We start from the raw sequence: 25,149 nt of genomic DNA, 5'->3' as shown, positions 1-25,149 counted from the left end.
TCTCCGGCATCTATCGTTTTTCCAAACCATCCCAAAGAGGAGCAGTTATTCGGTTTTCTCCTCTTTCTTGTGCAGCGACAGCAAAGAGTCCACATGTGGTCAACTGTCTGTTCTGTAAAGATGATTCTTGCTGTGCCAGCCTGCAGGCAGCACGTATTGTCAATAAAATGACACTTTTTCCTGTTGCAGCTTGTTTTTCTTCTTCCTCCTGTGGTATTCTGAACAGTACCTTACAGGTTTTTCTCCGCGTGGGGAAGGCACCACCGACCATCGCAGCAACATTTACAGCAGGGATCAGCATCTCCATGGCCGAGTTCAGCCTCACCGAAAATGAAGAAAAAACAAGAGATTACATACTCAGCCTCCCCCTCTTTGATGCGTTCAAAATGGATGAACTTGACACCCTTTCCCGACATATGAACTATATGGAAATTCGACGGGGAGACTATCTTTTCTCGGAAGGGGAAAAAGGTGACTATATGTGCTTTGTGGTACGGGGCCTCCTTGATGTGTTGAAAAAAACCACCAGTGGCGATTATCGAGTGATTGCCAGACTCGGAAAAGGCAATACAATCGGTGAAATGTCCATAATCGACAAGTCTCCACGCTCGGCCAGCGTCATTGCCCGGCAACCGACCGTTGTCATTTTATTGACCAAAAAAGGATTTGATATCCTTACCCGCAAACACCCCAAGCTCGGGGTGACGCTACTGAAAAAAATCATGCGCCTGTTGAGTTTGAATATGCGGCGCACAACCAGTAAACTCGCTGACTCAATGTCCATCTGATACCTATGGCAAGGGATAACTTTTACGGCCTTATCGGTAAAAGCAACTGCATGCAGGAGCTTTTCCAGCTGATTGCCAAACTGGCCGAAGATGACCTGAGTACTGTGCTGATTCAGGGTGAATCCGGTACAGGGAAAGAGCTGGTCGCCAAGGCAATACACGCTCACAGTCCGCGAAAGGACAATAATTTCGTACCGGTGAACTGTGCAGCCATTCCGGAAGACCTTCTGGAAAGCGAACTCTTCGGACACACCAAAGGCGCATTTACCGGAGCGACAGGAGCCAAAATCGGAAGGATTGAATTCGCCAACAGCGGCACCCTTTTTCTTGATGAAATTGGGGACATGAAGCCTGTGTTACAGGCGAAATTACTGCGGGTACTGCAGGAACGTGAGTTTGAACCGGTAGGCGGCCTCAAACCTGTTCCCGTGGATGTCAGGGTCATCGCCGCTACCCATCGCAACCTGGAACAACTGGTGATGGAGGGCACCTTTCGCGAAGACCTTTATTATCGGCTGAGCGTTATCCCCCTCATCATTCCCCCGCTGCGAGAAAGAAAGGAAGATATTCCCCTGCTGATCGATCATTTTATAAAAAACTTCGCAAAGACCAGAAAAAAAAGCGTGTTGGGATTTGACCTGGCCGCAATGCAGACCCTCACCAACCTCCACTGGCGGGGAAATGTCCGAGAACTGGAGAACCTGGTCCAACACATGACCATTCTCCACTGCGGATGTAACGTCAGTCACAGTGATCTGCCTGAAAAGTACCGCAACGGCAACAGTGAGTTGCTCCCCCCGAATGGAGCGACGAGAGAACAGGAACCGTCGAGCGGTGAACTCGCAGGAAATCAGCCTGAACAGCTGCCGCTCTTTTCTGGTGCGCCACAGGTCCCCTCAGAGACCCAATGGCCGGAAGATGGAATAGATTTCAATGCATTGGTCAACGACTTTGAGACCCAATTGATCGTTCACGCGCTGAAGGTAACCGAAGGGAATAAAAAAGAAGCGGCCCGGATACTGAACCTGAAGCGAACAACCCTGCTGGAAAAAATAAAAAAGAAGGAACTTAAATCTGAACTGTAAAAGGGCCTAAGCTGCCATCTTCGCCACATTCATTTCCACTTTCTCTCTGATATCTTCGGCAGTTGCCGGGGTAATCAGTATATCATCCGCTCCGTATTTTACTGCTTTGATAACCAGCGTTCTGGTCCATGCTGGGCCTGCGGCCACCAGACGGGCGGGGGTATTCGAACTGCTGATTTTGATTGCCACGCCAAAGCCTTGCTCGTTGATCTCTTTCATAACCAGAAAGACGAGACGGATAGCCGGCGTCATGCATTCATTGATTGAACTTTTGAAGGAAACCATGCGGGGCGTGTACCCCAGTTCCTCAAGCGTCTGTATAATACCCCTGCTCGCTGCCTCATCATCGCTCACTATCAGCACATCAGCCGTTTCGGTTTGTCCAACACCAGGCCTTTGGAGAGGACCCTGCCCCTCTTCACCTTGCTGGCCGACATCATCTCGCCTGCCAGCGTTGCCCTCACCCTGCATGGGCGCTTGTTGCAGCTCTTCTTCCAGGTCAAACACCGATGCCGGAAAAATTGCCCGAAAACGGCCGAGCTCACGGTCGTTAAATACGATATCGGCTGCTGACTGGTAATAGAGCTGACAAGGAAAAACGTCATCGTTCTCTCCATCCACCTGCTCCGGAACCACTGTCTGGGTGGAGGTTTTGACGAATCCTATTTTCTTACGGTACTTTTCTTCAAAAACTCCGGAGTACGCACCGGCAATGATGTTGGCTATTTCTCCGTAGGCGTCCTGGGTATCATCGGCAAGCTCTTCATTGGCTACCGTCTCCTCCAACTCACTGGCAGGCAGCATGATCAGGCTGCCGCCGAGAAAAACGGCGGAAGACAGTGAAGTGAAAAGAAACGCTTCACCTTTTGCTTCTCCGCGCAGGTCCATTCTGGCCACCACCTGTTTGGCCTCAATCTCTGCAAGGATCTCCGCTTTATTGCAGAGCCGCTGGTGGGGGTTATTCAGGAGCAACTTGCCGCCGATAAGGGCACTGATTTCTTCAGCAATGGTAACGAAGCAGGATTGCAATAACTGGTCGAGCTGCTGCTGGAGTTTCCTGGCACCTTTTTTCGAAGCAGAGGGAGTACTCGGTTCAGACTGGGCAACTCGCTCTTCATCCTGAACGGTGGTGCCAGAGGCATTGTTCTCTTGGGATCCAGCACCAACACCACTTGCCTGCCTGCCCTGCTGTTGGGCTGCATGCTCGGCAGAGGAGGCTTCTTTGGCGTCTACCAATCCGAACGGCTCCCCGGGAAAGAATAGATAAAGTGGATCCAGTGCCACCCCTTCCATTTCCATGGTAGCGGTACAACAATAGTACTGGCCGGCTTCCAGCGGGTGCTCTGCATCCGGCTCAAGCTTGTCGGGAAAGAGAATTTCCTGCTCGGTTCGAACCGCCCTAAATTTTTTGGGATAGTGTTCGTCAAACGTCGAGGTTATGGCGCCACAGATGATATTGGCGATTTCACCGTAGGAATCTTCCAGTTCCTCGGTGTAATTTTGTTCCGCCATCACCTCCTGCAGTTCAGCATCGGGGAGCATGATAAGGGATCCGCCGATACGAATTGCATCCTTGAGGCTCACTAAAAGAGCGCCGTCCCCTTCAACATCTCCCTTCAACTGCATGTGCGCGAAAACGAACTTTCCGCTCAGTTGCGAAAAAAACTGATCACGGGACCCAACATCTGTCTGTAAGCTGCCAAGCTTGAGACTTCTCCCCAGTAAGGCAGAAACCTCCTCTTCAACCCTGCCCCTGCAGGTTTCCATTATGGTGTCAATGCGCTCTCTAGCCTTCATGGAGTGATCAGCGTTCAGCTATCTCTTTAGATGATGGGGAATTGACGTAAAAGTTGATCAAGACAATGTGTCTTTTGCATGCATGCCATGGGTGCCTCCACCGAAGTGGAGGCAATCACCACTCTTTCTATCGGCAGACCTACAACATAAATTTACCGAAATCCCTCAAGGTGCACCTCTGTTTGAGGGGCCATGGTTCAGGCGGAATATTTCATTTCAACAAAGAAGCTATCAGCCTCTAGTCCAAATGGCACCACAATCCTGGTTCCCGCAGTACCACCACCGGCACGGAGAGCCTTTCCACACACAGTGGTTGGAACCGTCAACTGCACCTCCAGGTTGTCCCCGCTCAGGCCGGCTTTGACGCCTCCGGCTATCATATTGGCAATTTCACCAATAGCGTCCTTGACATCGTCATCCACCTCTTCCACCACCATCCCCAGGAGAGCGGAGGTGATAGCGGTGGCGACACCGGCTGAACAATGTACACTCAGCAGTCCGCGAATATCTCCGGCCAATCCGACACTGCTACTCAGTTCAGATGGAGTCTCAAACACGTGGTCATTGACCGTCTGTCCCGGCACTATTTCTAAAAAAACCATGGACGAAAAAATCTCGCTGGTCGATGACACGATATACTGGGCAATATCTGGTTTCACCCTTCCTCCTTCTTTCTCTGACCGGCTGCAGTTATTGTTCCAGCTCCACCTCGACATGAAAGACCCCGACAGGAACCTGAAATGCCAGGATAAGGTTTTCTCCGGAGTCGCGGGAGTTGTAGGAATACTCTTCTCCGGCAATGGTAGAAGGAAGGGAGAGCTGGATATCCTTGCCGACACTGGACAGTATGGTCTTTAAATTACCACCGAGCATGTTGGCTATCTCGCCAACGGCATCATGGACATCCTCGTTCACTTCTCCCACATCCATCCCCAAAAAGTTGCTGGTCACTGCCATGGCAACGGCATCAGGAAGATGGATGGCAAGCACTCCTTTAAAAATACCTGCCAACCCCACCATGCCGGTAATGGAATTGCTTAATTTTCCTAATCGATCAGGAGGAGAATCAAGAGGGGCAATCTCCATCATGACCATTCCGGAGAAAATTTCGTTGGTTGACTCGACTAGCTTTTCTTGTATCTCATCGGAAAAGATCATCGAGAGGCCTCCTGGCGATAGAAGGTTGTTCTGTTGTTCATGTTATCGGTTCTCCGTGACGAAATTTGCCTGACTATACATACTCAGACCAGCGGGCCGAGAACCTCATTTACCATATCGGGAGTGAACGGTTTTTTCAGTGCACCTGCGGCTCCCAGACTCTTTGCCTCACCGATGATGTCATCTCCGGTTTCTGTGGAAATCATAAACACAGGGATATCCTTTACATTGTCCCGATTGGCTTTTTCCCGTAAAAACTCAATACCGTTCATATTGGGCATGTTGATGTCGCTCAGGACGATATCGATATTCTCCTTTTCCAGCACCTCAAGTGCCTCCTGCCCGTCACCAGCCTCAAAAATTTCTCCAAATGCAAGCCCGGCCTGGCGCAGGGAGCGGCTGATAATTTTGCGCATGGTGCTTGAGTCGTCTACCAACAGAATATTTTTTGCCATTTTGTACCTCGTTATACATCAAATGTTTATGCCGTACGCTGCTTGAGCGCATGTCTCAACCAATCGTGCCGGCGCAGGATGCTGCAATGAATGTTAGGAGTATATCAATTCAAAATCATGGAAATCAAGGGATCTTCATAAAAACATTTCCTTTCTGCCCCATGCCCTTTTGCTATTGTCGGATGTTTTTCGAAATGTCCGGAACAGGCTGGGCCGAGCACCAATAGCGCAGGAAAAGGCCCTATTTGTGGCTATCACGGGGCATGCGCAAGGTCACTCGCGTTCCCTTCTCCATTCGCGACAGGATCTCCATTCTCCCCCCCAAGGAAATTATCTGCCGTCTGACCTGCATCAGCCCCGATGCTGACGGCTGCTGTTCGGTCCCCATATAGCTTTTGGTGGTGAGTCCATGCTCAAGAACCAGGTCGAGCAGTTGTCGGTCGTTGACGGTGCCGATGTCCCCCTTGTGAAGGAAACCCCGCTCAACTGCCAGGCTGGCCAGGTTCGCAAATGGAAACCCGCACCCATCATCCTCAACGCTGATCCAGAGTTCGTCTGCTGCTTGAATGAACGTCAGTTGCAATCTACCTTGATTTTTCTTCCCAAGTTTTTCCCGATCAGGTCCTTTCTCCAGTCCATGGACAATGCCGTTGACCAGAAGTTCCACTATCGGATCATAGAGCTGATCGATCACTTCATCAGTAAACACAGCTTTTTCACCGGTCACCGCAAAACAGACCTTTTTCCCGGTTTGAATCGCCATGTCGTGCACAATCCGTTTGAGCCGGGGAAGCATTATGCCCAGAGCGACGTTGTGGAGGGGTTTACACAATTCCTGGAGCTCAGCCAGAGGCGGCGAGAGCGTATCTCCCTGCTGGTCATCAATCACCTGATTGACCAGCGAGCACAATCGCGCCACTGTTTCCCTCGGGATGGACAATACCGCAGGCAAGACGTTGGGCCTGTTCTCTTCCCTGCCATGTTCGGCTCGCCGGCTCTGCGCTTCCATTGCTTTTCTGGAATGCCGGTGCTGTTCATGCTGCAGGCCGAGCACCTGGTCTATTTCATTTTCAGAAAGCTCTCCCATATCCACCAACACTTCACCAAGTCGGCGGGGATGCAGCTGGTCATCTTTCTTCTGTTCCTGGAGGGCGGCCTCAACAACCTGCGGAGCAACCAACCCGGCCTGTATCAACAGTTCGCCAATAGGTTTGCGAACCAGGCCCTGGAGTGCCTGCAGATGCTTTTTTCCTCCGGTAACATTGGCTTCGCCGGAGAGTGCGAAACGGTCAACTGTTTCCCGCAGGGCGTCGACAATCCTGATAAATACCTGCTCCGGATAGACACTGTGATACACCTCGCCCTGCAGAAAACGATGTAATGTGCCTTCCATGGCCTGGCAGATACGTTCGGGCTCAGTGAGATCGAACAGAGCGAAATTACCTTTCAAACGGCCGACGATAGCGCATAAATCAGCAACCCGGTCATGATCGATGGTAATAAACTCCCAGAGAATAAACTCCTGTTCGGCTGTTTCAAGCAGTTGACGGGTTTCCTCCAGAAAGCTCTCAAGCTGGTCCTGTCGCATATCCTCTGTCAGTGCGGGCGCACTCACTGCATCCGGCAAAGAATAATCAGCCTTGCGCCGTACCTTTGCCGCCAACTCCCGGACCGCCTCACTCAGCAGCGCATCACTTTTTTGCTGCCACACTCCGGCAAGATTGCTTTTAAGCAAATCCCCCCCTTCTTGAAGGAGTTCAATTTCAGGAGCCTGTAAAAACAGCAGGTTTGATCTGGCATGGTCAAGCAACAGCTCAAAGGCTTCAGCCAGATAAATGATGTGCCGCAACCCAAGAAATCCTCCCGTCCCTCTCATCGAATGATACAGGTGGTGGCAGCCGCTTATAACCTTTTCTTCAATTTCCCTTCGTTCAGGATCTTCGGCAAATGCACGGAGAAACGGATCCAGCTCCTCCACCCGGGAGTGTATTTCCTGAAGAAACTGTCTGAGTACATCATAATCCTGCTCCTGAACTTTCACACTGACCCCATTTCTGCTTATCGTTTTTCGAGTCGACACAAAGACGTGCGGCCATTATACAGGCCTGCAGGATCAAGTACAAATGAATAACAGGCAGCGTGAATACCCTGAAGAAGTCAAAAAAACGACACAGTCCCAATTTCTTCCCCTAGCCGAACCGTTCAGGAGACCACCAACGATTCTGGGTACAAATTTTTCCATCAATCAGATAAAAACAGCGGTATATGCCTCCCTTCCGGATGGTTATTTTCATTCAATCGAAATGGAATGTTTATTGCTTCATTGTTCCATACCTGGCAACAAACGCTATGAATCTACCTGAGGAAGATGCGCCCCTTATTCATTACCCTCTGCATACTGTTGACGCACCTGGCCTGCTTTTCCCAAGAAAAGAGTGAGGCCGCTTCAGTGCTCACCACCATCAACAGAACAGACGAGACCTCCAGTCTTCAGATATATCTGCGCTTTTCTGCCTTACCAGCCTATGAAATCAACCAGCAGCAGCGAAGAGTAGACATACTTTTGAACAATACCACCGTTGCCGACGACATTATCTTTCCTGAGGGAGACGACAGGATTGTAAAAATACTGCAGCGCAGGCAGCAGGGAGCAACCCTGCTCTCCCTTTTTTTCCGTTACGCCCCCCAGAAGGTGACGGATAAAAGCAGACAAGAACCGGCATCGATCATGCTGGACATCCTGCTCGGCAACCAGTTTTCTTCCCTCTACCCTGACCTTTCCTCCAGGTTGGAAGGCTTGACATTACTGGATCGCGACAGTATCGACTACACCAACCCGGTAAACCTTTCTCCCTATGCAGCTAACTGGGAATCATTCTTCGATACGTACGAATCACCGATCACCATCACCCCTCCGCCGACCTATACGCTGCCCACCTTCCCCCTCGCAGCACGCGTCGCGCCTGAAGTGGACGATCAAGATTGGGTGGACCCGGAAATACAACAGGCCGTCCTCGACTCCAACTGGGCACTGGTCAGCCAGAGTCTTTATAACCGATTGGAAACTGCCGAAAGCGAGCGATTGCGCGATTTTTTGCTTTTAGCCTACGCTGAAGCCCTTGTCCGGAGCGGCAACTATCGGGAAGCACACCCGCTGCTGCAGCAGATCAGCTACAGGTATCCGGACACCACCTATGCCGACATAGCGGGTTTTCTGTTCACCTATCTTCGTAATCAACACGAACCGGATTTTCTCGGTTACCAGGAATTGAAATCCGCCACCAGCAGACTGAAGGCTATCGCACCGTTTCAGGATTCGTTCTCCATTCTTCTGGCGGAAGCAGCGATCACCGCAGGCGATTACCCAACCGCAACAGCACACCTGCAACGCGATGACATCGGATTCGCCCCTCGCACAAACGCCCTACGCAGAATGCGATTGGCAGATATAGCGTTTCTTGAGGAAAAAAGAATACGGGCGCTTGTCTCCTACCTCCAACTGGAAGACCACCAATCGCTTATTTTCGACTATCCCGACTCCCTCGCCCGCTTGAGCGACCTGCTCTACACGCATAAAAGGTACCAGCAGGCAGTGACCCATTACCAGCACCTTGCAGCGCAGCTCACCAGTCAACCCGAGCATGCCCTGGCCCTGTACCGGCTGGCCATGAGCCAGATGCAACTGGGCGCCACCAGGCGCCAAACCGAGCAGCGGTTATATCAACTGCTGGAGGCTTTCCCCGTGACCGAAGGCGCTTTCAGGGCCACTATGAAACAGGCGGACCTGGCCTACCTGTCCGGTCAAACCAACCGTGATCAGGCACTCGCCACCTATGATCGAATTGCCGTGGTGGCAAATACTGTCGACCTGCGGGAAGAAGCCTTGTTCAAAACTGCGCTTGTCTATCTCCTTAACGATGACCGTGAAGCAGCAATACGTCGATCCATGCGGCTGCTGCGTGAATTCCAATCAGGCAGCCTGCGGGTCGAGGCACAAGCACTCATTATCCAGAATCTGTCATCAATAATCGCCAAACTGGTAGAACAGAAAAACTATATCGATGCCCTTGTTCTGGCACAGCAGAACAGAAAACTCTTTGTTCGCGGATGGATCTCTTCTGATATGCTCTATGATCTGGCTACCGCCTACAGCGACCTTGGTTTCTTTGACCGTTCTGCCCGAACCTACAAATATCTGTTTGATACCTCTTCTGGAGAAAAACAGGAGCAGATCTATCTGCCCCTGATCAGCTCGCTTTTTCAAGACGGACAATTCGCTGTCCTTGAAGATTACGCCGACCGTTTCAGTTTTCGTTACCCGACAAGCGAGTATGCCCCGGAAATCTTTGCCCTCAGGTTGCGGGCCTTGCTGGCGAGCGACGAGATCGAACAGGCAGCTCTGCTGCTCAAGGATCCCAACCGCCCTGTATCCGTGGAAATAGACCGGCTTGCCTTGCGCATCCACTATGATCTGGAGCAGTGGGACATGATCATTGATCAGCTTTCCCAACCACCCTACGACGCTGCTGTCGACACGGATACTGAGCGGGTTTTGATGCTCGCTGAATCCTTTTTTCAGGTAGGCCTGCTCTCCAAAGCGGCGCCATTATTCCGCAGGGTCATTGAGCAAGACCCTACCCGGGACATGGCCAGGTTTCGCCTGGGGCAAATCGCCCTTGACGCCAATGATCCACCCCTGGCCCTTAAACGATTCTCGGAAATTGCCGATGAAGGAGTAGACCCTCTGTGGAAAAAACTCGCTGCTGAAGAAAGAAAACTACTGGAATTACAAACTCGCCGATAAAGAATGGAGGTCTCCGTGATGCAAGGCATCGACTCGACAATGCAAATGCTGCAAAAGGTTCTTGACCTGCGTGCAAAAAATCAACAGGTCATCGGCTCGAACATAGCCAACGCTGAAACCCCTGGATATGCAGCAAAGTCGTTTGATTTTGAAAAAGAGCTGCACGCAGCAGTGTTTAACCAGGGACAGGGACCGGCCACGACCCACCCTAACCATATTCCGGCTCAGGCCGACTCCATCAGCCAGGTCCAGGGTACGATAACCCAACACCCTGATAATACCGGTATCGGCGATGAAAATAGCGTCAGCGTCGATCAAGAGATGGTCAAACTTTCAGAAAACCAGATCCTCTATGAAACGGCTGTTGCCATGCTCAACAAAAAATTATCACTGCTGAAGTACACCATCAATGGTGGTGCATAAATTGCAGGAAGTTAAATTCAGTACCGTATTTCCCTTCAATGGAGCAGATAATGGATATTTTCACCACATTTGACATAGCAGCCTCAGGGCTCAAGGCGCAACGAACGCGCCTGAACACCATAAGTTCTAACCTTGCCAACGCGGAAACCACCTCAACTAAGGAAGGTGGACCGTACAAAAAAAAATCAGTGGTCTTTCAATCAACGCCGGTCTCCTTTGACAACCAGCTGCAGCAGTCCATCAATCGTCATGCCGAAGGGGTAAAAGTTGCACAAATCATTGAAGACAACAACCCACCCCAAAAAATCTACAACCCGACTCACCCGGATGCGGATGAGGAAGGGTATGTGGGCATGCCCAACGTCAGCGTCATGAAAGAAATGGTAGATATGATGTCCGCCACCCGTTCGTATGAGGCGAACACCACCGTTATCAAATCTGCAAAGCGCATGGCGCTTAAAGCACTTGAGATAGGGAGATAACTAAATGCAACCTATTCAGAGCCTTCCTCCACTGGCACTGAAGCCAGTGGACAAACCAACATCGGATACTTCCGCAGCAACGGCCTCGTTTCAGGACATGCTCACTAACATGATCTCTGATGTGCATGCCCAGGAGCAGCAGGCGGATAAAGCTATTGAACAGTTGCACGCCGGTGGAGAAAAAAACCTCCATGAGGCGATGATATCCATGGAACAGGCGGATATTGCCCTCCGCTACATGGTGCAGGTGCGCAACAAGGCCCTGGAGGCCTACCAGGAAATTTCCAGGTTGCAGGTCTAAGCTCCAGGAAGCAACGATCCAGCGGTTAGAACATCATCACAGCACTGTAAGGAACATCTATGGCAGAAGAAAGCACCAGCCCGGCATCATCACCAGCGAGTGGGTGGAGGCTGCTTGTCTCCACCATTAAAGGGTGGCCTTTAACGCGGAAAATTGCCCTGGCAGGGGTTGGACTGGTCACCATGGCCCTCTTTGCGGTCATTATCATCCAGGCGCGAACAGCCGATTACCAACTCCTTTACGGCAACCTCGATCAACGGGATGCCGCCGCCATGGTAGAATGGCTCAGCGCCCAAAACATGCCCTACCAGCTCAAGAACAATGGCCGGAACATCCTGATTCCAAGCACCAATGTGCATGAAACCAGGCTGGGGCTGGCCTCTGCCGGGCTCCCCCAGGGAGGAGGAGTTGGCTTTGAAATATTTGACAAACAATCCTTTGCCCTGACCGACTTTGTGCAGAAAGTCAACTATTCCAGGGCGCTGCAGGGTGAGCTGGCAAGGACGATTGCTACCCTCGGCCCGGTGGAAACGGCCAGGGTACACCTGGTGCTTCCTGAAAAAAGACTGTTCAAAAACCAGCAAAAGCCGGCGACGGCTTCTGTTATCCTTACCCTTGCACAGGGCAGAAGATTAGGTGAGCCACAGGTCGAGGGGATCACCCACCTGGTCTCCAGTGCTATCGAGGGACTGAGCAAGGACAACGTCACCATTATCGATCAAAACGGCAATGTTCTTACCAGAACCGGGGACCGCAACATGGTCGGCAATCTCTCGCCGGACATGCTCCAGTTCCAGCTGCAGGTGGAACAACATCTGGAAGAGAGAGCGCAGGCGCTGCTTGATAAAGCCCTGGGGCCAAAAAATGGAATGGTCAGGGTTACGGCAACCCTGGATTTTGCCCACACGGAAAAGACCGAAGAACTGTTTGACCCGGAAGAACCGGTCATTCGCAGCGAGCAGATCAACGAGGAAAAATCAGGCTCAGAAATCGTTGGCGGCATCCCCGGAGTCCAATCCAATCTGCAGGGCAACACCACTCAGGTGGCCGGTGCAACGCCTCCTTCCTCCCGCTCCCAAAAGACGACAAACTATGAGATCAGCAAGGTCGTTTCTAAAACCATCAATCCGGTGGGTACCGTACAAAAAATTTCCGTCGCCGTACTCGTCGCGGATAAAGTTGTCCCGGCTAATGGTGAAGAACCACAGGAGGTGGTTGCCCGAACAGAAGAAGAACTCCTCACCCTGGAACGAATGATTGCCTCAGCTCTGGGGCTCGACAAGGCACGCGGAGACAAGATAGAGGTCACCTCCATGCCTTTTACCGGTCCTTCGGTATCTGAGGAGCAGGCAGGCTATGCAGCATCAGACCTATACCAATACATGCCCCTTGTCCGCTACGGGCTGTTGTTGGCAGGTGGTTTGCTGATCTATTTCCTTCTGGTTCGCCCGGTGATAAAAACACTGAAGGGCGAAGTAACCCAGCATTATAAAACCGTGGAAGAGATGGAAGCAGAAGCTGATCAGCAGAAAAAGGAAGCCGCCCAAAAAGAAGTTGAAGAACTGATCATGCAGGACCCAGTAATGCGCATTCGCAAAAGTGTTGATGCCAATCCGGTTTTTAGTGCGCATATTATAAGAAATTGGATAGATGGTTCCTAGAACCAAAGACAGGTGGAGACCAGTCTTACACTCTTCCCATCCAACACCTATTCGATCACCAGATCACCTGACATTGTATGGCAGCGGAAAAACAACTTGATGGCGTAAGCAAAGCGGCAATCCTTTTGATGTGCCTTGGCGAAGAAACTGCGGCAAAAATCATGCGCGAACTTTCTGACGAAGAAATCTTCAAAATATCCAGGTACATGTCAACGGTGGAACACATTCCGCAAAAGGTGAAACAGCGAGTTCTTGAAGATTTTGAAATGGCAGTGGAGAGTCAGGCAGGAATCGTTGTCCGCGGTCAGGAATTCGCTAAAAAGACCATTGCCGGAGCTGGCGACGAGACCAGAGTATCCAGCCTCATGCGCCAGTTTATCTCCGGCACAGAAGGGCGACCGCTGGAAACGGTTTCCAAAATGCAGCCGCCCATGGTTGCCGGACTGCTTGAACGCGAACATCCGCAAACCGTTGCACTGGTTCTCTCCACCCAGACTCCTGAACATGCCAGTGCCATCATTGCCCACCTCCCGGAAGACAAACGTGCCGACGTTATCTACCGCATTGCCACACTCGATACAGTATCACCGTCGGTTATCAATCAGATAGAGGACGCCCTGAATAAAGAGATTGGAGTAGTGGCCGCTTCGCAGGATCAGCGGCAGGTCGGCGGCATTCCCAAGGTGGTGGACATTCTCGATAACCTGACCGACAATCTCGATGCCGACATCCTGGATAATCTCGAAGAAATCGATCCTGACATGGTTGAGGATATCAGAAAACTGATGTTCACCTTTGAGGACCTGAGTGCGCTTGACGGACGCTCCATGCAGATGATCCTGCGAGAGGTGAATAATGACTCGCTCACCCTTGCGTTAAAGACGGCCTCTGACGAACTCAAGGAAAAAATCTTCTCCAACATGTCCGCCCGTGCAGCTGATATGATCAAAGACGACCTGGAAGCGCTTGGCCCAGTACGTCTCTCTGAGGTGGAGGCCATGCAGCAATCCATTGTCCGGATTGCCATGAAACTAGAGGAAGAGGGCAAACTTGTCCTCGGCAGAGGAGGCGGAGATGAGCTCGTCTAAGATATTTCCTAAAGACAGCTCTTTTGTGCCAATTAAAATTGTTCAACAGGAAATTACCGAACAGCAACTGCGGCAAGAACAGGAAGAGATCTTTCCGGTAGAAGAAACTTTTTCCGAGCCCACAGAGGACAACACCGTAGAGACGTCTCCAGAGCCCGAACCTGAAACCGTGGAACCCGCTCCGCCGCCCCCTGAACCCGAACCGCAGATAGACCTGGAGGCGCTGCAGTTGGAGGCGTACAATCAGGGCATGGCAGATGCCACCGCCCGCATGGAAGAAGAGCTGGCAACAACACTCAGCGCATTCTCCGCTGCAAGTCAAAAAATCGACACACTCCATCACGCCTTGCTTGAACGGTATCGCGGTGATATCATCAATACTATCATTGGCCTCTGTAAGAAGATTATCGGCAAAGAGCTGACAACCAGTAGGGATGTCATTGCCCAGACCCTGGAAGATGCCCTTGTACAGGCGATTGCTGATGAAGAATTCATTGTCACCATCCATCCGGACGACCTGAACACGGTTGAAAACATCAAAACAGACCTGATAGGTAAAGTCCGTGAGCTTAAACGCCTCGTCATCCAGACCGACCGAGAAATCGGCCGGGGCGGGTGCCTGGTTGAATCAAAGAGCTGTTCGGTTGATGCTACCATCGCTACCCGGCTGGACAGTGCCCGGGATTTTCTGGAGAATACAACGCTTTCTTTTACAGATCAGGACAACGATTACTCATCGCCGGGAGCGTCGTGAGCATCGCAGCCGACATACAGAGAAACAAGACAGGCCGTCTTTGGCTGGCTTGCGGTCTTCCCTCCCCTGTCCTCTTCACTCAGCAACTGATTACTGCCCATGTCCCTCCCTGACCCTGCTACCCTGGAGACTTTTTCGCCAATCCGTGTGTACGGAAAAGTACAGCGTATTGTCGGCCTTGTGGTGGAGGGCTCCTGCCCTCAGTCAGCCATTGGTTCGCTCTGCGAAATTTTTCCCATGAACGGCGGCGAACCGGTTGCTGCAGAAATTGTCGGCTATACTCACGACAAAGCCCAGCTTATGCCGCTGGGAGAACTCAGGGGACTCAGACCCGGATGCCGCATACTGGTACAAAAAGAACAGGCAACCATCCGGGTCGGCAACGATCTTCTCGGTCGCGTCATTGACGGAATGGAACAACCCGTTGACGAGGGACCACCTCTTCGCCTGCCCCATGAGCAGCCTCTCTATGCCCTTCCACCGGGGCCCATGCAACGGGATACCATCAATGAACCGCTTGATTTGGGCATCAGAGCGATAAACGGGATGCTCACCTGCGGTATTGGACAGCGCATGGGCATCATGGCCGGATCAGGAGTCGGCAAGAGCGTTCTCCTCGGGATGATGGCCAAGTACGCCAAGGCCGACGTAAATGTTATCGCTCTGATTGGGGAGCGAGGGAGAGAAGTTCGTGAATTCATTGAACGCGACCTTGGAGAAGAAGGGCTCTCCCGCTCTGTGATCATCGCCGTTACCTCCGACCATTCTCCGCTCCTCCGCATGCGAGGGGCGTATCTGGCCACAGCTATTGCTGAATTTTTCTGCCAGCAGGGGAAGAATGTGCTCCTGATGATGGACTCGGTCACCCGCTTTGCCATGGCAATGCGGGAAATTGGGCTCTCCATTGGAGAACCTCCAACGACCAAAGGCTACACGCCATCGGTATTTGCCGCACTGCCAAAGCTGTTGGAAAGAGCCGGAAAATTCAGGAACCAGGGCTCAATTACCGGATTATATACGGTACTCGTCGACGGTGACGACCTGACCGAGCCTGTCGCTGATGCGGTTCGCTCAATCCTTGATGGGCATATCGTCCTTTCACGAAGCATTGCCGCAAAAAATCACTACCCGGCAATTGACATCATGATGTCAACCAGCCGGGTCATGCGGGATATCGTCAGTCCCAGACATATGGAACTCGCCGGGAAAACGAAAAACGTGATGGCCGTCTACCGTGAATCAGAGGACCTCATCAATATCGGTGCCTACGCGGCCGGCAGCAACCCTAAAATTGATTATGCCGTCTCCCGCATTGATGCGATCAACCAATTTCTTACCCAGGGAATCAACGAATCATGCCCCATGGAGGATTCCATTGCCGCCATGGGGGCGCTGGTGAGTGAGCGTGAAGGAAAGGACAGACGAAGAGTCGGTCGCCGCGGAAAGGACAGACGAAAGAAAACCAGCGGTGGATAATGCAGGCAGCGAGGTAACAGGCCTGAATCAGTGAGCGTCCAACAGCGGTGCAGATGCAAAGCGACAACGTAATTGATAATACCGTTGTATATCAATGCGTTGTCAACACAGCAAATGTGCCGTTGTTGGGCACCCCGAAGGGCGGCTTGGTGAGCCTGAGCTGTTTATTTAATTGCAGTATTTTCTGTTAGGAACAAAGAGGTAATAAAAATCAGGCTCTGAGTCGTCACTGCTTCAGGACAGAGATAAATGTGGATGTGGACCAAGCAACCGGCCGCAATGGTTTTGCCCGTCCACCCGTTTGCCCCCCAGGAAAGATGATGTAATCCATGGAACCCTTTAAACTGCATGCTGTCATCAAGTTTCGCAAGCAACTTGAAGAGACTGCGCAACAGCACCTGTTTGCCATCCTTGAGGATGAACGTGCCGCCAAACAGGTGGTTACCGATCACGCTCAGGATATTGATCGCCTCTACGCCCTTCTTCAACAGGAAAAAGTAACAGGGACCACCGTAACCCGGCTGATCATGCTCGAAAACAGGATAGACCTGATTCGCGAGGCGCTATCACAGGCACAGGAGGCACTCGACCAGGTGCAAGCGCAGGTGCAAAGCAGGAGGCAGGCCCTGCTGAAAGCCAGTCGGGACAGAAGGATTATTGAAAAAATGCAAGAAAAGCAGGATCACGCCTATGCCCAGTTTCTCCATAAAAAGGAGATGACCATGCTTGATGAGTTGGCGGTCCTGTTCCGAAAAAAATAACCCCCTTATTCCCCTTTTCGCTGACAAGAAACATGATGAAACTCCATACCATTATTCTTCTTCTGCCCCTCCTGCTGGCTCCACTGCCAACACAGGCCGCGGAAGATGGGAATACGGAAACAGAGCAAACCGATGTCAGCCAGGAGTACGGTTCGGTTGAGGAAAGACGACTGCTCTCCGCCCTGCAGGAGGAGCGCATCACTTTGCAAAACGAACGCGAAGAACTGGCGGAACGAAAAAAGACCCTAAAGAGATTGGAGGACGAAGTCGATAAGAAGTTAGACGAATTGAGGCAGCAACGTATCGAGCTTGAGCAGTTGCTTGCCGACAAAGACGCACAGGAACTGAAAAGGATTCAGGATCTCAGCAAAATGTATGAAAAAATGACAGCAGACAAAGCGGCCAGCATTTTCAGTTCCCTGGAGCAGGACCTGGCGGTTGCCATCCTTGCAACGATGAAAACAAAATCCGCGGCAAGAATCCTCAACAATATGGACAGGGATAAGGCCGCAGCCCTTACTACTGCTTTCTCTACCCTGGAGCCTTAAACACCCGCATGCAGGCAAATTCCTTTACAACAGCGGAATTATTTCTGCCCGCAGCCGCCTCGCCCTCCGGCAGTCCCCGGACGCAAGGCGCACCCGGGCAACCTGGCGAGTCGTTTTCCGGCCACTTGGCCGCTCAACAGCAAAAATCCGCACCAGCTGAATCTGCAGGTGCAGAAGCGCTGGCCATGACCGACCAAGGCACTGACAGATCAGGACAGGAGCAAGTGGAGACCTCTGCAGTGAATGATCCCCAGCTGGGCCTATACCACCAGGCTGCAGCGGGAATAAACACCGCTCAGAATATCATGCAGCAACGGGCGCCGGGCCATGCTGCTGGAAGGCCGAACCAGGCTTCACCGTTGCTGGCAGTGATCGATGCCGTCCTTGAACAATCCAGCCCAGGTTCCACTGGTCTCCACCTGCAGGAAGGCAGCGGACAATTTGCCATGTCCTCACCCCTGCCCCCTGGCGAAACGCACTCATCTCAGCTCATCAATCAGGAAAACAGCTCAAAAACGCTCCTCGCAAACGGTTCAGTTACAAACGGTTCAGTTGCAAACGGAGTAAGCAGCACCCAGCCGCAACCCTACGTGCTGAACGGTTCGAACAGTGAACCGGGAATGCTTGATTTCGCGCTCATCGGCGGGGAAAAGGCATCCACAGGGGGGCCAGTGATTGTTGAAGAGTGGACTGCCACCTTTTCTCCACGAGAACCCGGCACGTTGCAGGAGGCACTCGCAGGAAACGTGAAACAGGGATTCGCCAGAGGCCAGGCTGCTGCCGGAGAACAAGCGATGCCGGTAACCCAGCTCCAGCTGCCGACTGCAGAGGGGCAGCGCATTACTGTCTATCAGTCAAGTGAGCAGGAGGAAATGGCTGCCCGCATGATACCTGCCGGACAGACTGCCCACACCACCCTGAGCAGTGGTCAACGACTGGATGCCACCGGCAACTATCTCCATTCGAAAATGCCCTCCAATGATATCCAGGCGACACTGCAGCCCGACGCTGAGCAGCAATTCGGAGAAGAACAGAAGCAACCCGGCAAAGGCGCCGCTCCCGCCCTGCAGCCTGACCAGCTCAAAGGGCCTGATGCAACCGCGCCCAGAGAGGGACAGCCGATACTTTTCTCCACCGATCCTGCGACAACAACAGCAGTGACCGGTCAGCAAACCACCTCGACAGTTGCCCCTGAGGTGACCACCATGCGATTACCCTCCGGCCTGACGGTGCAGGAAGGTACGGTCATGGATCAGGTCATCAACCATTTCCAGGCAAATCGAAAACTGGAGTCAAGCTCTATTCGCCTGAAACTGCACCCCCAGGAACTGGGGGAATTACGGATGGAAATAGAAGTCAAACAGGACAATATCAAGGCGCATATCACTACCCAGAATCCACAGGCACAGGAAGCACTTGACCGCCACCTGCCTCGTCTCCGCGAAGCCCTGGCCCAACAGGGCCTTGAACTGGCCCAGGTCGAAATTTCGGTTGCCGCCAGTGATGAATACGACGGCCAGCGCTTTCAGGATAACCTGGAGCGGCACCGTTTTGCCCAAACCCTCCGTGGGAAGCCGGGCAGCCCTGCCTTTGCAGTCACCGCCGAAGAAGGCAGCAATGACATGACAGACGAACAGCAAAGCCTGAACGTGACTATCTAATCAACGAGGCATCCCCATGGCAGTCATTCCAGGAATAACGACCCAACAGCAGCTGACCCAGACCACCCCTGCAGAAACATCGCGGTCAACCCTGGGTCAGGATGATTTTCTCACCCTGCTCGTGGCACAGATGCAGAATCAGGACCCGCTCAATCCTGCCGATGCAACCGAGTTCACCGCCCAGCTGGCCCAATACAGTCAGCTGGAGCAGCTGTTCAATCTCAATGAAAGCATGGACCAGCTTTCCGTTGCCCAGAACAACTCGCAGCGCATATCGGCCCTTTCCCTCATCGGCAAGGAGGTGCTTGTCGAGGGTTCATCATTCTCCCTGGCCGATGCATCGGTTGAACTCGGTTATCGGGTAGACGGGCTTGTGGGCGACGCAGAACTGCAGATTCACAACGCAGAAGGCAAGTCGGTTGCCGCAATTGCGCTCAGTGACCTGACCGAAGGCAACCATACACTAACGTGGAACGGTAAGGACGACCAGGGGAACCCTCTGGAACCGGGAACCTATTCAGCCATCATCAAGGCAAGCACTGCCGGTGATGGAGACGATGCTTCAGTGGTACCGCTCGTGCGTACAGAAGTGACAGGAGTAAACCTGGAAGGTGCTGCTCCCATGCTGGTAACCACCACCGGCGAATATACTATCGAAGCGATTCATGGTGCGTTTGACGCATCAGGACTGCCGGCTGCAGCGTCCTCACCAGAGGATGGTGATGACGCTGCACATCAAACGGCAGAAACAGCTACAACCCAAGAATCAGTCTCTGCTGCAACGGACGGCGCGGGGATAATTGAGAGTGAAAGCGACCAGTCGACGCCAACCTAGTCGACCAGGCTACTCACCCTACAGGCAGACAATTATCCAATCCATCACCCACGCAGGAGGTTGCAATGGGTATTCAAAGTGCGATGTATAGCGGAGTCAGTGGACTCAACACCAACTCCCAGGCCATGAGCGTTATCGGTAACAATCTGGCCAATACCAATACACTCGGATTTAAAGGCGCACGTTCCGTTTTCTCCGACCTTTTATCGAGCAGCGTCTCCGGTTCCGGAGGCCCTTCCCAGGTCGGTCGAGGGGTCGGACTATCTACCATTGACAACATCTTCAGCCAGGGAACCTTTGAAACCACCAACTCGGATACTGATGTGGCTATCGAAGGGGAAGGCTTTTTCGTGGTCAGCGAACCGGACAACGACACCATGTATTACACCCGCGCCGGTGCTTTTCGGTTCAACGAGGAAGGGCACCTGGTCAACCCGGAAGGTTTCGTCGTGCAAGGCAAACAGTTTGATGCCAACGGCGAGCTGGTGGCTGCCGATCCCACGGATATCCAGGTGGTCAACGTCGGCCTGATTGAAGCCAATAAAACCAATGAGTTGACATTCACCACCAACCTGGATGCCAACTCGGTGGAGCTGGGCGGTGCGGCAGGAGATATTGATCCGGCCATTCCCCAGACCTACAACTACAGTGCCTCCAGCCAGATCTACGATTCCCTGGGGGAACCGCATATTATCTCTGTCTACTGGCGCCTGCTGAACACGGTCGACAACCAGTGGGGCATGGCCTACACCGTTGACGATGGTCCGGTCGAAGAGATTGGCGATGTGATGGAATTTGACGGCAAAGGGCTCATTGATACCAACGGTGACGACAACCTCGATCCCATAACCGGCGAGCACCTTGGTGCCGATCCCTCACTGGTCACCCCTATTGTTATTGCCGACTGGGGCAACGGTGCCGAAATCGACCAGGCCATTGACCTCACCTTTGACTGCACCCAGTTCGACAGTGCCTCTGTGGTGATCGGTCAGGACCAGAACGGTTATGGTGCAGGAGAACTGACCAATGTCGCTATTGACGGGGAAGGCATTGTGGTTGCCTCCTACTCCAACGGTGAACAGGTGAACATTGCCCAGCTGGTGCTGGCCAAATTCCAGAACCCCGGCGGGCTTTCCCTTGCCGGTTCCAACCACTACGCCGCCACCGAGGAGGCAGGCACTATTCGCGTGGGCCTGCCCGGACCGGAACTGGGCCGGATTTTCACCAACTCCCTTGAACAGTCCAACGTGGATATGGGTCAGGAATTTGTCAAGATGATCACCACCCAGCGAGGTTTTCAGGCCAATTCAAAGATCATCACCACGGTCGACGAAATGCTGAGTGAACTCATCAACCTCAAACGTTAATCCCAAGTCATTTTTCTGACTCCTGGCCGCCCGCACCCGCTCTGAAGCAGGCGGCCAGCAGGTTCCTTGTCCGCAGTACAGGATATCCTCCTTTTCTCTCACTCTTTTTCCCTTCAGCCTTCTCTGGCGTCTTTTTTGCATCCTTGTTTTTGATCCGGCTTTTCGGTACACTCTGCTACAACCGAGAACCAATGATCGCTCACTTCTTTCAACCAGGAAACAATACGTGGATATTGCAACCATAATAGGAATCGTCGCTGCCTTTGGCCTGATGCTCATGGCCATTCTTCAGGGAGGCAGCCTGGGTATTTTCATCGACGTTCCCTCCATGCTCATTGTCTTTGGGGGAACGGCCGGGGTCGCCTTGATCAACTTTCCCCTTGCCGATGTACTCAGTGCTATTGGCATTGCCAAAAAAACAGTGCTCATCAAAGAAGAAAACACCAACCAGCTGATCAACCAGTTGATGGAATTTGCCAACAAGGCGAGAAAAGAAGGAATCCTTTCCCTCCAGAGTTCTATTGATACGGTAGATGACCAGTTTCTGGTCAAGGCGCTGCAAATGGCTGTCGACGGTCAGGAACCGGACGACCTTAAAGCCATGCTCAACACGGAGATTGACTACATCCAGGAACGGCATGCCAGCGGCGGGGAAATATTCACTTCGCTGGGAACTATTGCCCCGGCTATGGGCATGGTGGGAACCCTTATTGGGCTGGTACAGATGCTCCAGACCATGGATGACCCTTCTTCCATCGGGCCGGCCATGGCGATCGCCCTGCTGACAACCTTTTACGGAGCTGTCCTGGCCAATATCCTCTTCAACCCCATGGCCGGTAAACTGAAAACCAGATCCAAGACTGAGCTGCTGCAGAAAATTGTGATTGTAGAGGGCATGGAATCGATCCTTTCCGGTGAAAACCCCCGGGTTATGGAGCAGAAACTGCACGCTTATATTGCCCCCAAGCAGCGGGAATCGATTTTTCAATAACTGGCAGGAGAAGTACGCATGGCAAAAAAAAATGTGGAATGTCCGCCTGGCGCCCCGCTGTGGATGGTCACCTTCAGTGACCTGGTCACCCTGCTGTTGACCTTTTTCGTCCTTCTGCTCTCCATGGCCAGCATGGACCCGGTCAAGTTCGTGCAGGCCAAAACATCCATTAAAGACACCTTTGGCTGGCGAACAACGGCAGCACCGAAAAAGTTCTCCATCCCGGTCATCGAATCCCCTCCTGAATCCAAATTCACGCCCATCCCCAGAGAAACCAAGATGACCTACTTCAAGCGGGTGAAGAATGACCTGGAGATGACCAAGCTGATGGATCAGGTGGAGGCTGTACAGCGGGACGACGACTCGATCGTGCTCAGAATCAATGACTCGATCCTGTTCGACAAGGGCAAGACCACCCTGAACCCCTCCTCGTATCCCCTTTTACGAAAAATCGCTGATATCGTTCGTCCCCTCCCCATGACCTTGCGCATCGAGGGGCATACCGACAATACGCCGACGACCTTGCCCACAACCACCAACTGGGACATTTCGGTTGCCCGTGCCGTATCGGTGATGCGGTTCTACAACCGCGGCAAGCTCTTTTCAATCGACCGCATGGCAGCCGCCGGGTATGGTTCCTCAAGACCGCTCCACCCCAATACCACGGAGGAAAACCAGACGAAAAACCGCAGGGTTGAATTCATCTTGAACAGTAATCGCAAGGTTGATCAATTCAATCGTCCCGCAAGTACAATACCTTTTTAACCAACCACATAGCAGATCAAGCAAAGGACCCCACTATGGCGGAAAAAGATGTCTCGAAAAGCAGTGAAGGAGCAGGCGGCGGTAAGAAAAAGCTCATTATTCTTATTGCAGCAGCGCTGGTTGTCCTCCTTGGTGCTGGTGCCGGCGCCTACTTTCTCTTTCTGAAAAAGGATCCTCCTCCCGAAGAGGGCAGCAACGAGCAGGTTGAAATGATTCAACCGGCGCTGGATGATACGGAAATAGGCCCGATGGTCAATATCGAGGAATTTATTGTCAACATTATCAGTGACGATACCGCCCACTATGTCAAGGCGTCGTTAACCCTGGAGATGAGCAACGAACAGGTGGTGGAAGAGGCGGAAAAACGTATGCCGCAGATCCGGGATGCCGTGCTGCTCCTTATCGGCAACAAGACCTTTGAAGAGCTGCAGGACCTGCAGGGGAAAAAACAGGTCAAGGCGGAGTTGAAAAGCAAAATCAACATGTTCCTCAAATCCGGTAAGGTCAAAAACATCTTTCTTACCGATTTCGTTGTGCAGTGATGCCATGGAACCGATATTAAGCAAAGAGGAGATTGCTGAGCTGCTCACGGCAATCAAAACCGGGGATATCAGCCTTGAAGACGAAAAGGAGTCAAGGCCCGGTCGCCGGAAAGCGCGGTTGATTCCGTCCACCGGGGTTGATCTGTTTCAGGTGTATCAACGGGCTGCTGCCGGCGGAGAGTCACGCATCCCCAACTTTGATATCATCATCGACATGTTCGCCCGTAATTTCGGAACGAGCTTGACCAATACATTGCAGCGATCCTTCAGCGTTGAACGTGCCGATATTGCCTCCACCACGTTCCAGCAGAGCCTGCTCGACCTCAACAACCAGGGGGCAGTCGGTATATTCAGCACCGACCCGCTCAAATACGGTTGTCTGTTTCATTTTGACATTGCCCTGGCCTTTACCCTGCTCGAGATAATGCTCGGGTCATCGATGGACAGCGACTCAATCACCCCGGACAGAACCCTGACCACCATTGAAATCAGTATTCTGAAAAGCACCATGATGGGGATCACCGGGGACCTGGAAAAGGCATTTGCCCCCATCACCGAACTGCACACCAGCCTGACCAAGATTGAGAATAATTTTCGTCTGGTCAATATCGTTGATGCTGATACAGAGGTGCTGGTTACAACCTTTACCGTATACCTCTCTGGAGAGCGGATCGGGCAAATGCGTTTTATCATTCCCTATCTTACCATCGAACCGTTTCGCGAGGCGTTCAGGCAGATGGTCACCATTACCCAGGCCAGCAGCGGCTGGAGCAAGAATTTCATCCGGGAGGCGCTGGACATGGAGTGCGAGATCACAGCCAGATCCGGGCTCATCGACATGACTATCAGGCACATTCTCCAGATGAAAAAAGGCGATATTATCGATCTGGCCTACGACCCTGATCAACCGCTGCAGGTCGTTGTAGAGGATAAACCGAAATTTTTTGCCATCCCCGGCGAACGCAACGGAAAAAAGGCCTTTCACATAACCACTCGATTGAATAGCAGTACACTGGGAGAACACCATGGAACAAGCTGACAACCCCGCAGCCCCGAGCCCGGAAAAAACCCTCAACGCGGAGGAGACCGCCGAGCTGCTGCAGGACCCTTCCCCTTCAGCGCCTGCCGCACCCAAGGAATCAGACACCCGTGACCTGGAGTTTCTGTTCGATGTTCCATTGCAGGTGTCGGTGGAAGTGGGCAGGACAAAAATTTTGCTCAAAGACCTGCTGCAAATGGGAGAGGGATATGTGGTTGAGTTGGATAAACATGCAGGAGATCCCCTTGACCTTTACGTCAACTCGCGTTTGATAGCCCGGGGTGAGGCGGTAAAAGTCGGCGACAAATTCGGCATCAAGCTGACAGAGGTTGTCAGCCAGACTGACCGGCTCGAGCGGCTCGGTTGAA

26 protein-coding genes are annotated in these 25,149 nt (G+C 52.4%); 20 read left to right on the top strand and 6 right to left on the bottom strand.

The annotated features are described in order from the left end of the window. Positions 1-10: 10 nt before the first annotated feature. A complete protein-coding gene (locus ACZ52Z_RS01610; RefSeq protein WP_464269016.1) occupies positions 11-307 on the bottom strand; it encodes a hypothetical protein in 297 nt (98 codons plus the stop codon). Here ACZ52Z_RS01610 and ACZ52Z_RS01605 point away from each other — a divergent pair. Together ACZ52Z_RS01605 and ACZ52Z_RS01600 are read left to right on the top strand one after the other, a co-directional pair. After that, the gene (locus ACZ52Z_RS01605; protein WP_464269015.1) at positions 306-788 is read left to right on the top strand and encodes a cyclic nucleotide-binding domain-containing protein; all 483 of its coding nucleotides are present in this window, start codon (positions 306-308) and stop codon (positions 786-788) included. The two genes, ACZ52Z_RS01610 and ACZ52Z_RS01605, sit on opposite strands and share 2 nt — an antisense overlap. 5 nt (positions 789-793) lie before the next feature. After that, on the top strand, positions 794-1,873 hold the full coding sequence (locus tag ACZ52Z_RS01600) for a sigma-54 interaction domain-containing protein (protein ID WP_464269014.1): 1,080 nt from the start codon (positions 794-796) through the stop codon (positions 1,871-1,873). Positions 1,874-1,879: 6 nt separating this feature from the next. Here ACZ52Z_RS01600 and ACZ52Z_RS01595 read toward each other — a convergent pair whose 3' ends face one another. The 5 genes from ACZ52Z_RS01595 to ACZ52Z_RS01575 all read right to left on the bottom strand — a co-directional run bounded on the left by ACZ52Z_RS01595 (position 1,880) and on the right by ACZ52Z_RS01575 (position 7,324). Further along, positions 1,880-3,670 carry a hypothetical protein gene (locus ACZ52Z_RS01595; RefSeq protein WP_464269013.1) on the bottom strand — a complete coding sequence of 597 codons (1,791 nt, stop codon included), beginning with the start codon at positions 3,668-3,670 and terminating at the stop codon, positions 1,880-1,882. Positions 3,671-3,867: 197 nt separating this feature from the next. Continuing rightward, positions 3,868-4,329, bottom strand: coding sequence for a chemotaxis protein CheX (locus ACZ52Z_RS01590; protein WP_464269012.1), 462 nt, complete (start codon positions 4,327-4,329; stop codon positions 3,868-3,870). A 31-nt stretch (positions 4,330-4,360) separates the two neighbouring features. Then, positions 4,361-4,828 carry a chemotaxis protein CheX gene (locus ACZ52Z_RS01585; protein ID WP_464269011.1) on the bottom strand — a complete coding sequence of 156 codons (468 nt, stop codon included), beginning with the start codon at positions 4,826-4,828 and terminating at the stop codon, positions 4,361-4,363. A gap of 83 nt (positions 4,829-4,911) precedes the next feature. After that, positions 4,912-5,283 (bottom strand): response regulator, encoded by a 372-nt coding sequence (locus ACZ52Z_RS01580; RefSeq protein WP_464269010.1) that lies wholly within the window; start codon positions 5,281-5,283, stop codon positions 4,912-4,914. A gap of 241 nt (positions 5,284-5,524) precedes the next feature. Then, a complete protein-coding gene (locus ACZ52Z_RS01575) occupies positions 5,525-7,324 on the bottom strand; it encodes an Hpt domain-containing protein (RefSeq protein WP_464269009.1) in 1,800 nt (599 codons plus the stop codon). 327 nt (positions 7,325-7,651) lie between these two features. Between ACZ52Z_RS01575 and ACZ52Z_RS01570 the strand changes: the two genes are divergently transcribed. From ACZ52Z_RS01570 to fliN, 18 genes are all read left to right on the top strand, one after another. Next, positions 7,652-10,087, top strand: a complete 2,436-nt coding sequence (locus tag ACZ52Z_RS01570) for a tetratricopeptide repeat protein (protein ID WP_464269008.1) — start codon at positions 7,652-7,654, stop codon at positions 10,085-10,087. A gap of 18 nt (positions 10,088-10,105) precedes the next feature. Further along, entirely contained in the window at positions 10,106-10,510 is a 405-nt protein-coding gene (flgB, locus tag ACZ52Z_RS01565; RefSeq protein ID WP_464270743.1) for a flagellar basal body rod protein FlgB, read from the top strand. Positions 10,511-10,560: 50 nt separating this feature from the next. Next, positions 10,561-10,992, top strand: coding sequence for a flagellar basal body rod protein FlgC (flgC, locus tag ACZ52Z_RS01560; RefSeq protein ID WP_464269007.1), 432 nt, complete (start codon positions 10,561-10,563; stop codon positions 10,990-10,992). Between the two features lie 4 nt (positions 10,993-10,996). After that, positions 10,997-11,293, top strand: coding sequence for a flagellar hook-basal body complex protein FliE (fliE, locus tag ACZ52Z_RS01555; RefSeq protein WP_464269006.1), 297 nt, complete (start codon positions 10,997-10,999; stop codon positions 11,291-11,293). A gap of 59 nt (positions 11,294-11,352) precedes the next feature. Then, entirely contained in the window at positions 11,353-12,954 is a 1,602-nt protein-coding gene (fliF, locus tag ACZ52Z_RS01550; protein WP_464269005.1) for a flagellar basal-body MS-ring/collar protein FliF, read from the top strand. Between the two features lie 77 nt (positions 12,955-13,031). Further along, complete coding sequence (gene fliG / locus ACZ52Z_RS01545) at positions 13,032-14,042, top strand: flagellar motor switch protein FliG (RefSeq protein ID WP_464269004.1); 1,011 nt, start codon at positions 13,032-13,034, stop codon at positions 14,040-14,042. Then, on the top strand, positions 14,029-14,796 hold the full coding sequence (locus ACZ52Z_RS01540; protein ID WP_464269003.1) for a FliH/SctL family protein: 768 nt from the start codon (positions 14,029-14,031) through the stop codon (positions 14,794-14,796). The genes fliG and ACZ52Z_RS01540 overlap by 14 nt, the downstream gene beginning before the upstream one ends. Before the next feature lie 99 nt (positions 14,797-14,895). Further along, complete coding sequence (locus tag ACZ52Z_RS01535; RefSeq protein WP_464269002.1) at positions 14,896-16,272, top strand: FliI/YscN family ATPase; 1,377 nt, start codon at positions 14,896-14,898, stop codon at positions 16,270-16,272. 329 nt (positions 16,273-16,601) lie between these two features. Further along, a complete protein-coding gene (fliJ, locus tag ACZ52Z_RS01530) occupies positions 16,602-17,033 on the top strand; it encodes a flagellar export protein FliJ (RefSeq protein ID WP_464269001.1) in 432 nt (143 codons plus the stop codon). A gap of 32 nt (positions 17,034-17,065) precedes the next feature. Beyond that, the gene (locus ACZ52Z_RS01525; RefSeq protein WP_464269000.1) at positions 17,066-17,581 is read left to right on the top strand and encodes a MotE family protein; all 516 of its coding nucleotides are present in this window, start codon (positions 17,066-17,068) and stop codon (positions 17,579-17,581) included. An 8-nt stretch (positions 17,582-17,589) separates the two neighbouring features. Continuing rightward, positions 17,590-19,242, top strand: a complete 1,653-nt coding sequence (locus ACZ52Z_RS01520) for a flagellar hook-length control protein FliK (RefSeq protein ID WP_464268999.1) — start codon at positions 17,590-17,592, stop codon at positions 19,240-19,242. 16 nt (positions 19,243-19,258) lie between these two features. Then, positions 19,259-20,077, top strand: coding sequence for a flagellar hook assembly protein FlgD (locus tag ACZ52Z_RS01515; RefSeq protein WP_464268998.1), 819 nt, complete (start codon positions 19,259-19,261; stop codon positions 20,075-20,077). Between the two features lie 65 nt (positions 20,078-20,142). Beyond that, positions 20,143-21,444: a flagellar hook protein FlgE gene (locus ACZ52Z_RS01510; RefSeq protein ID WP_464268997.1), complete on the top strand. Its 1,302-nt coding sequence runs from the start codon at positions 20,143-20,145 to the stop codon at positions 21,442-21,444. A 226-nt stretch (positions 21,445-21,670) separates the two neighbouring features. Continuing rightward, complete coding sequence (locus ACZ52Z_RS01505) at positions 21,671-22,435, top strand: motility protein A (protein ID WP_464268996.1); 765 nt, start codon at positions 21,671-21,673, stop codon at positions 22,433-22,435. An 18-nt stretch (positions 22,436-22,453) separates the two neighbouring features. Then, a complete protein-coding gene (locus ACZ52Z_RS01500; RefSeq protein WP_464268995.1) occupies positions 22,454-23,200 on the top strand; it encodes an OmpA/MotB family protein in 747 nt (248 codons plus the stop codon). A 35-nt stretch (positions 23,201-23,235) separates the two neighbouring features. After that, positions 23,236-23,742: a flagellar basal body-associated FliL family protein gene (locus ACZ52Z_RS01495; RefSeq protein ID WP_464268994.1), complete on the top strand. Its 507-nt coding sequence runs from the start codon at positions 23,236-23,238 to the stop codon at positions 23,740-23,742. 4 nt (positions 23,743-23,746) lie between these two features. Continuing rightward, positions 23,747-24,781 carry a flagellar motor switch protein FliM gene (locus tag ACZ52Z_RS01490; protein ID WP_464268993.1) on the top strand — a complete coding sequence of 345 codons (1,035 nt, stop codon included), beginning with the start codon at positions 23,747-23,749 and terminating at the stop codon, positions 24,779-24,781. Further along, positions 24,768-25,148 (top strand): flagellar motor switch protein FliN, encoded by a 381-nt coding sequence (gene fliN / locus ACZ52Z_RS01485; protein WP_464268992.1) that lies wholly within the window; start codon positions 24,768-24,770, stop codon positions 25,146-25,148. Before ACZ52Z_RS01490 ends, fliN begins: the two co-directional genes overlap by 14 nt. Position 25,149 lies beyond the last annotated feature (1 nt).

This window comes from Desulfogranum aggregans (genome assembly GCF_055398265.1).
The sequence above is the reverse complement of the archived record's forward strand: the minus strand, read 5'-3'. Positions and strand labels throughout refer to the sequence as shown.